General features: G+C 61.7%; 5 protein-coding genes and 1 pseudogene. 1 reads left to right on the top strand and 5 read right to left on the bottom strand.

Going from position 1 to position 8,116, the window contains the following annotated elements; translation table 11 throughout:
* Positions 1–1,695: 1,695 nt before the first annotated feature.
* The 5 genes and pseudogenes from E7813_RS26095 to E7813_RS01760 form a co-directional block, all read right to left on the bottom strand.
* Positions 1,696–1,929, bottom strand: a pseudogene (locus tag E7813_RS26095) (helix-turn-helix domain-containing protein); the annotation flags it as partial.
* Positions 1,930–1,978: 49 nt separating this feature from the next.
* Positions 1,979–2,689, bottom strand: coding sequence for an ABC transporter ATP-binding protein (locus tag E7813_RS01775; protein ID WP_291570265.1), 711 nt, complete (start codon positions 2,687–2,689; stop codon positions 1,979–1,981).
* A complete protein-coding gene (locus E7813_RS01770) occupies positions 2,686–4,374 on the bottom strand; it encodes a branched-chain amino acid ABC transporter ATP-binding protein/permease (RefSeq protein ID WP_291570262.1) in 1,689 nt (562 codons plus the stop codon). The genes E7813_RS01775 and E7813_RS01770 overlap by 4 nt, the downstream gene beginning before the upstream one ends.
* 1 nt (position 4,375) lies before the next feature.
* The gene (locus tag E7813_RS01765) at positions 4,376–5,245 is read right to left on the bottom strand and encodes a branched-chain amino acid ABC transporter permease (RefSeq protein ID WP_291570259.1); all 870 of its coding nucleotides are present in this window, start codon (positions 5,243–5,245) and stop codon (positions 4,376–4,378) included.
* A 162-nt stretch (positions 5,246–5,407) separates the two neighbouring features.
* On the bottom strand, positions 5,408–6,562 hold the full coding sequence (locus tag E7813_RS01760; protein ID WP_291570256.1) for an ABC transporter substrate-binding protein: 1,155 nt from the start codon (positions 6,560–6,562) through the stop codon (positions 5,408–5,410).
* Positions 6,563–6,792: 230 nt separating this feature from the next.
* Between E7813_RS01760 and E7813_RS01755 the strand changes: the two genes are divergently transcribed.
* Positions 6,793–7,884: an SDR family oxidoreductase gene (locus E7813_RS01755; protein WP_291570253.1), complete on the top strand. Its 1,092-nt coding sequence runs from the start codon at positions 6,793–6,795 to the stop codon at positions 7,882–7,884.
* The last annotated feature ends 232 nt before the right edge of the window (positions 7,885–8,116 follow it).

Raw genomic sequence — 8,116 nt, 5'->3', positions numbered from 1 at the left:
AAAATCGGGACCTGTGCGAGATCTGCTGGAGCCCGGTCCAGACCTTGATGAAGAAAGTTCACGACGAGGCGCGACAGAAGCGGAATTCGGCCGACGCTGAGCCCAGTAAAAAATGACCCGTCGTGGCCGTGAGGGGCGGCGCCCTGCGTGGGCGCCGATCGGATGGCACATATAACACCGGCCAAATCCCAGACTCACCAGCGGGCTTCCTAGAGTCGTGCAGGCGGCTATCCGGATCGTCGCACCGTCCGCGATCGAGATCAGCTAATTGCGAGAGCGACCAAGCCAGAGCAAAGCAGGACAAGGCCGGCAACGGCCACACCGAGGAAGCTGTAAGAAGCGAATTCTTCACGCATGGTACACCGCCTTATCGTGCGCCCCTGCTCGAACGAAACGACCGTCCCGCCGCACAGTCAAAAGAATACCCCGCCCGACGCCCACTTTCGACCCAGGGTGATGATTTCATGCAACACCCCGCGACGAGACGCCGGCCGGCCAAGCCCTCCCCTATAATCGGCTAGTGCGTGGAAAACGGCGGATACGGCTGGCTGGAAGGTCCGACACCATCGCCGCCGGTGCACATGATCCGTTTGAAGAAAGAGCGGCGGGCCGCCCCTGCCCTGGACGTACCCCGAGGACGATCGATGTTATCGCCACATCCCGCGCATTCGGGCACCGACGTTGATACGCACGCCTTGAACCGCTACGCGCGCCGGAGCGCCGGCCGTCACAGGCGGCCAACTTGTCCTACGCACCTGCGGCGAGCGCAGCCGCCCCCGCGACGCATATCTTCCAAGTGAGCGACGCCGACAAAAAGCTGTACGCAAAGAACAAGCGTGAATCCGGGGCGAAATAATCACCACTCCGCGTATTGAAGAGCGGCTTGGCGCAAAAGGTGCGCCAAAGCCGCTCTGTTTTTATCTGGGGCGATAGCGGCTATGTCGATTTTGAGCTCGTGCGCAAGCATCCTTACCCATACACCCTAATGAGAATTCTCAGTTCGTCTAGCTCGGCTTGCTCTTCGTCACTGCGATATCGACGATATACTTCCAGGGCCATTATTCGGTCCAAATCACGCCCTTCCGGACTGTGCTGATATGCAGCGACCCGAGCCGTCAAGAACGCTTCCTCCTCATCTTCGGCGCCTTTCAGATCGCCACCGCCGCACGAAGGGGGCGACATGCGTTTGCAATGCAGTTGGTGAAGTCGATTGCCATCGTCGCCTGGCGAGTAACCCGGTGGACATACGAGGGCCGCCGCCTTTTTTTGTACATTGCGTCGAGTTCGGCTTCCTCCACGATTTCCTGAGGGGACCGCCACACTCAATGGGCGCGCACCGTTTTCGGTATAAAACTGCGAGACGATGTTCCATGTCCCGCAAGGCCTTTGCTTCTCCAATGTCGATAGCAAACCCGTCCGCCTCCCTGACAGCGCCAGTCTAGTCCGCTCGATCCCCGAGCGAGGCAATTCCCGGTTTCGCATGCACCAGTGGCGCGGCGGCGCGGGCGACCTGAACTCGAAGCGCAGGCGGAGCACTCGGATCCCGCATCACGCCGAGCAAGAATTGGAGCGGCGTAGTAGTCGGGTCCGCAGAGGCCGCCTTTAGCGCTGCGGCTTTCGCAACCGTCGCCTTGTTCGGCACGCCGCGCTGCCGGCCGCCCCGCCGTTCACCTGGTTTCGATCCCCGTAGCATGGCTAGTTTGCTACTTTTGCTAGTTTGCGTCGACCCCGAGTCATGCGCAGATACGCGTTTCGGAGCGCCCTGTATGTATTCGGGTATTGAGCTGGCGGGAGGCCGAATTCGATCTTGAATGCGCGGTTGAAGGCAGCTTCCGACTCGTATCCGACGTCGGAAGCGATCCGCAGGATCGTGTCCACGGTCGTACGGAGTCTCGCTGCAGCCGAGTGAAGCCGCCGCCGCCGCAGATGGGACGCAACACTCGGCGGACTTCATCACGATTTTCGATACACGTAGGCCTCAAAACAGCTTGATCAATTCGACGTCGTCCTGCAAATGCGCCGGCGGCCCGTCGTAGATCTTGCGGCCGGCCTTCAGTACCGCGACCCGGTTGGCAATAGGCAGGCTGTAGTGCACGTTCTGCTCCACCATCAGGATGGAGGTGCCGAAGCTCCGGTTGATCTCGGCAATGCTCTGCATCACCCGGTCGACCAGATTGGGCGCCAGGCCGATCGACGGCTCGTCCAGTATGACCACGCGCGGCTCGTGCATGAGCGCCATGCCAATGGCCAGCATCTGCTGCTGGCCGCCGGAGAGCGTGCCGCCGATCTGCTGCTGGCGCTCGCCCAGGATCGGAAATAGCTTAAAGATGGTCTGCATGCGTGCCGGCAGCGTGGCCTTATTGGACATGATGAAGCCGCCGAGTTCCAGATTGTCGCGCACACTTAAAGTCCGGAAGATGCCGTGGCCCTGCGGCACGAAGGCGATGCCCTCGGCCACATTGTCGCCAGGCGAGCGGCCGGCAATCGGCTTGCCGTCATAAGTCACTTCGCCGGCGGTCGGCTTCAGCAGGCCGAAGATGGCGCGCATGAGTGTGGTCTTGCCAGCGCCATTATGGCCCAGCACCAGCAGGATCTCGCCGCGGCCGAGCGCCAGATCGATGCCGTTGACGATCTGCTTCTTGCCGTAGCCGGCGGCGAGGCTGCGCACTTCCAGGATGGCGGCGCTCATTTGAAATACCGCGATGCCAAGGTCGAATCGTTCATCAATTGACTAGGGGTACCGATGGCCATGGCATGGCCCTCGTCGAGGAAATAGACCACGTCGCACAACTCCTTTATGACGTCGAGATTATGCTCGATGATGCAGATCGTCTTGCCGTTGTCGGCTAGCTTGCGCACGATCGGGAAAATTTCCGCCAGGGTGCTGCGGTCCAGGCCGGACAAAGGCTCGTCGAACAGAAATACCTCAGCGCCGGTGGCGAGCAACCGGGCGACGACCAGCAGTTTCTCCTCGGCATAAGACAGGTTCTCCGCTGTCTCATAGGCCTTGTGTGTGAGGCCGACAAAATCCAGCACGTTGCGGGCCCGGATCAGGTTCTCGTGCTCCTCGCGGTGGATCTTCATCGGCCGGAAGAATACATCGAGCACCCGATCGCCGGTCTGGTCGGGGAGCGCCACCATGACGTTCTCCAGCGCCGTCATTTTGGTGAACAGCCGCAGATCTTGAAACGAGCGGGCGACACCGGCGCGCACGATGTCATGCGGCTTCAGCCCGGTGATGTCGTGGCCACGAAAGCTGATGCTGCCAGCGTCCAGCGAGAGGAAGCCGGTCAACAGGTTGAAGGCCGTTGTCTTGCCGGCGCCGTTCGGTCCGATCAGGCCAGTGATCGAGCCGCTCTTCAGAACGATGTCGAAGCCGGCTACGGCGACGATGCCGCCGAAGCGGCGATGCAGGTCGCGCCCCTCGAGGGTGACTTCGCCCTTCGGCAATGGCTTGGGCATGGACACTCCGTGACTACTTGCGCCGTCGACATGGGGCAGATGGCGCATGGTGCTGCGCTCGCCGAGTAACCCCTGTGGGCGTAACCGCAGGATGGCGATTAGTAGCACGCCGTAGATGATGAGGTGCGACTTGTCGGCAATCTCGGTTGGCAAGGTGACGAATTTCAGCAACTCGGGCAGGACCACCAGCAGCGCGGCGCCGAGCAGCGAGCCCCAAAGATTGCCGGTACCGCCCAGGATCACCATGGCTAACATGTAGATGGTCTCATCGATGCCGAAGCTTTCGGCGCCGACGTAGTTCAGATAACGGGCGAACAATGAGCCGGCGACGGCGGCGAGCCCGGCCGAAAAAGCGAAGACAGCGACCTTCATATAAAGCAGGTCCTTGCCGATCGCCTCGGCGGCGGATTCATTCTCGCGCATGGCGCGAAGCGCGCGGCCGAAAGGCGAATTAGTCAACCGCCAGGCGATCCAGAAGCAGACGCCGAGCGCCAAGATCGCGGCGGGAAGGAACCGTCCCGGATTGTTGAGGGCATAGCCGAAGACATGCAGGCTTGGCACGCCGCGGAGGCCGTCGGTTCCGCCGGTGAGGCTTTTCCAGTTGGTGGCGACGGCGATGACGATCACCTGCAAAGCCAAGGTCACCACCACCAAATAAGTGCCGGATATGCGGATCGCTGGGATGGCGACCAGAGCGCCGATGAAACCGGTCAACGCCACGCCGATCAGCAGGTCGAGGGGAAAAGGCAGGCCGAGCTTCAGGGTGAGGATGGCGGTAGCATAGGCGCCGAAGGCATAGAAGGCGGCCTGGGCCATCGCGAACAAACCGGCGAAGCCGACCAACAGGTTGAAGGAGATGGCGAGGATGCCATAGATGCAGACCATCACCAGGACGTGCAGGACATATTCCATGTCAGTTCACCGCCCGGCCAAACAAGCCTTGCGGCCTAAGAAGCACCACCAGGAACAGCACGATGAATGCGATGGAGCTTTGCCACTCGGTCGGAATCTTCCACAGACCCAAGCTTTCCACCATGCCGAGCGCCAGTCCGCCGGCGATGGCGCCGCGCAGAGAGCCGACCCCGCCGACGATGACGGCGACGAAGGCGATGAAGACAGCAAAAAAGCCCATGCTCGGCGTCGCCCCGTCCTTGAGCAGGATGAGCGTCGCCGGAATGGCCGACAGCGCCGAGCCGATGGCGAACACCAGGCGCGACACCTTCACCGTGTCGATGCCGATGATGCGCGCCATCTCCGGATTGTCGGTGGTGGCCAGGATGGCTTTGCCGTGGCGGGTCCGGGCAAGATAGACACCGAGCGACGCGGTCAGTACGATCATGGCGATCACCTGGCCGAGCTGGACCGAGCTGAAATAGACCGGGCCGACAAGAAAGATGTCATATTGGTAACCGTCGACCACGCGCCCGCCGGTGCCGAAGACGATGGCGATCAGGTTTTCCAGCACGATGAACAGGCCGAGTGAAGCAATCAGTGCCACATGCGACGAGCTTTGGCGCAGCTCGAAAGGCAGATAAAGATATTGATAGGTGGCGGTGCCGAGGGCGGCGGCGACCAGTGCCGCGAAGAGCATGGCGGCAGCGATCGGCAGGCCTAGCACATTGGCGGCGAACCAGGCTGCATAGGCGGCAGCGGTAAAGATCGGTCCGTAAGCGAAGTGAACGATGCGGGTGGTGGCAAAGATCAAGCCGAAGCCGGCGCCGAGCAGCGCATAATGACTACCGTTGATCAGGCCGTTGACGAAAAGCTGCGCAAAAAGATCCATGATTGAACTCAGGCGGGCGTGTAGCCATGACTCCCGTTTGCCTTGAGATGCGCGCACCGGGCACCCCTACGGCATGCGCAAGCCGTAACGAACCGTCATGGCGAGGTGGCCGCGCGGCGACCGCCTCGAACCATGGGCCCCGGCATCCTTCGAACGCGCCTGCTACTTGGCTTCAATATATTTCTCGAACACTTTGTCGCCGTTCTCGACCTTGAACAGCGCCACGCGCTTCTTGGCCACGCCGTTGGCTTGGAACTCCATGCTGCCGCCATAGACCGACTTGAAGGTTGGGTCTTCGCGCAGCGCCGCCGCGATCTTGTCGCCATGGTACCAATCGCCACCCTTGGCGCGGGCCCGCTTCATGGATTCGGCGATTACATAGACGCCTTCATAGTAATTGGCAGCATAGAAATCCGGATCGGCGTTGTAGCGTTCCTTGTAGCCTTTGGCGAAGGCGGCCGACCAAGGCTCGTCGGGTGAGGGTTTGAAATAGTCGGAGGTGAATTCGTAGCCTTCCAGCGCCGCACCACCCAGCTTCTGCACGTCGGCGGTATATTCCACGCCGATCAAGGGCACCTTCAGGCCGAAATCACGTATGCGCTTAGCGGCCAGACCCGGGTCAGGGCTGAACAGCCACAGGGCGACGAAGTCAGGATTGCCGGCGCGAATCTTAGCTATCTGGGTATCGATGTTGGCGGCGCCGACATCCATTTTTTCCGACGCCACCACCGTGCCGCCGTCCTTCTTCCAAATCTCATCCACGGTCTTGACGATATTGTCGCCGGCGTCCGAGTTCCAGGCCAGCTCGGCCATCTTCTTCAAGCCCAGATCGTGCGCGTGGTCGACCGCAGCCCGACCGAGATCGGAGGCGAGCGAACGGTTGTGGAACAGGTATTTCGAGGCGCCGACCAGGTTGTTGCTGACGCCGCCGCCGTTAATCAGGAAGATTTTCTGCTCGTCGGCGATCGGAGCGATGGCCAAGGTCGGCGGCGTGAACGAAGTCATCACCGCCTGCACGTTATAGAGGTTGCGCACGCGCGTGAAGCCGTCCACTCCATCCTTGGCCACGCCGCCTTTATGATCCTCGATGTCGGCTTCGAGCTTGATGCCGTCGACGCCACCATTGGCGTTTATCTCGTCGATGGCCTGCTTCATCCCCTGGCTCATTACCGTGCCGTAATAGCTGGTCTTGCCGGTCATGGCGAACAGGGCGCCGATATGGATAATGTCCGGATCATTCGGCTTTTCGGCGGCCAGCGCCGCCGATGTCGTAACAAGAAAGGCCGCGGTGAGTGCGGCACCGATCAGCTTGAGCATGTCTTTTCCCCCTCACGCCTCTTCTTTTCCGAGGCATATATTTGTTCTTGCAGTTGCGGCCTGAAAGTTACTCCACTCTTTGGCCGCATGCGAGCTATATAAGCCTGCGCTTGGGCTGCGGATGGGGTGCCGCAAGGTTCACGCAGGCCGGCAAGGCTGAAGTCACGCCAATGAGGTCAAGAACCAATGCCTTCCATTCCAATGCGCCCGCACCGCACGAGGCCTGAGCCATGCCGCGCAAGCAGGTCCTGATCGCCGGCGCCAGCGGGCTGGTGGGCTATGCGGCGATGAGGCATTTCGGCGTGGATCCCGATTGCGACGTCATCGCCCTGTCGCGGCGGGCGCCCGACGATACGCATGGAGCGCGCTTTCTGCCATTGGACCTGAACGACGCCGCCGCCTGCGAGCAGCTTGCCTCGAGCCTGCCCGGCGTTACCCATCTGGTATACGCCGCCCTGTACGAACGCCCCGGACTGGTTGCCGGCTGGCAGGAACGCGAGCAGATCGAGACCAACGACCGGATGCTGCGCAACCTGATTGACCCGCTGGAACGGCGCGCGAAGAATCTACGCCACGTGACACTGCTGCAGGGCACCAAGGCCTATGGGGTGCACGTCCGCCCGCTTTCGGTGCCGGCGCGGGAAAACCGCTCGGAAATGCACGAGCAGCCGAACTTCTACTGGAACCAGGAAAGCCACCTGCGCGACCTGCAACGGGGCAAGGACTGGACCTGGTCGATCCTGCGTCCAGTGCTGATCGTCGGCTATTCCACCGGCAGCGCCATGAACGTGATCCCCGCCCTTGGCGTCTATGCCGCCCTGCGGCGCGAGTCAGGGCTGGACCTGCCCTTCCCCGGCGGCGCGCCGCGCGTAGCCCAAGCGATCGACGCCGACCTACTGGCCCGCGCCATCGCCTGGGCCGGTGAGGCAGCAAGCGCCCGCAACGAGATCTTCAACATCTCCAACGGCGACGTGTTCGTCTGGGAAAACATCTGGCCCGCGATTGCCGCGTCGCTGGGCATGCGGCCGGGCGGTCACGTGCCGCTCTCGCTCGACCGCGACATTCGCCCGCGCGAGGCTGAATGGGAAACGATCCGCGCCCGGCACGGGCTGCGCTCGGGCAATCTGCGCGACTTCGTCGGCCTGTCCTTCGAATATGCCGACTACACCATGGGCTATGGCCGCAATAAGCCCGGGCCGCCGGCGATTGTTTCCACCATCAAGCTGATGCAAGCCGGCTTCACCGAGGTGATGGATACCGAGGCGATGTTCGCCAAATACTTCGCCGAGTTCCAGGTTAACCGGCTGCTCCCACCCGCCTGATCGTTACACCACCGGCGCTCGTCGGTGATCACCTTGCCGTCGTTCGGCAGGTTCCCCGCTGCGACGAGTTCGACCGTGTCGCGCAGTTCGTTACCGCCAATGAGCTAACACTGCCGACTTCCGGTTCTGGCACTTTTGAGACATTGCGCGCGGTCTGACCCGAGTCCGTAATGCGGTCCAAAGCGGACTTCCGCCAACCGTTGCTCGTAACCGGGACAATCCTGATCTGACC

Origin of the sequence: Bradyrhizobium sp. (assembly GCF_004799405.1) — a bacterium.
Taxonomy (GTDB): domain Bacteria; phylum Pseudomonadota; class Alphaproteobacteria; order Rhizobiales; family Xanthobacteraceae; genus Bradyrhizobium.
This window is presented reverse-complemented; position numbering and strand designations above follow the sequence as displayed.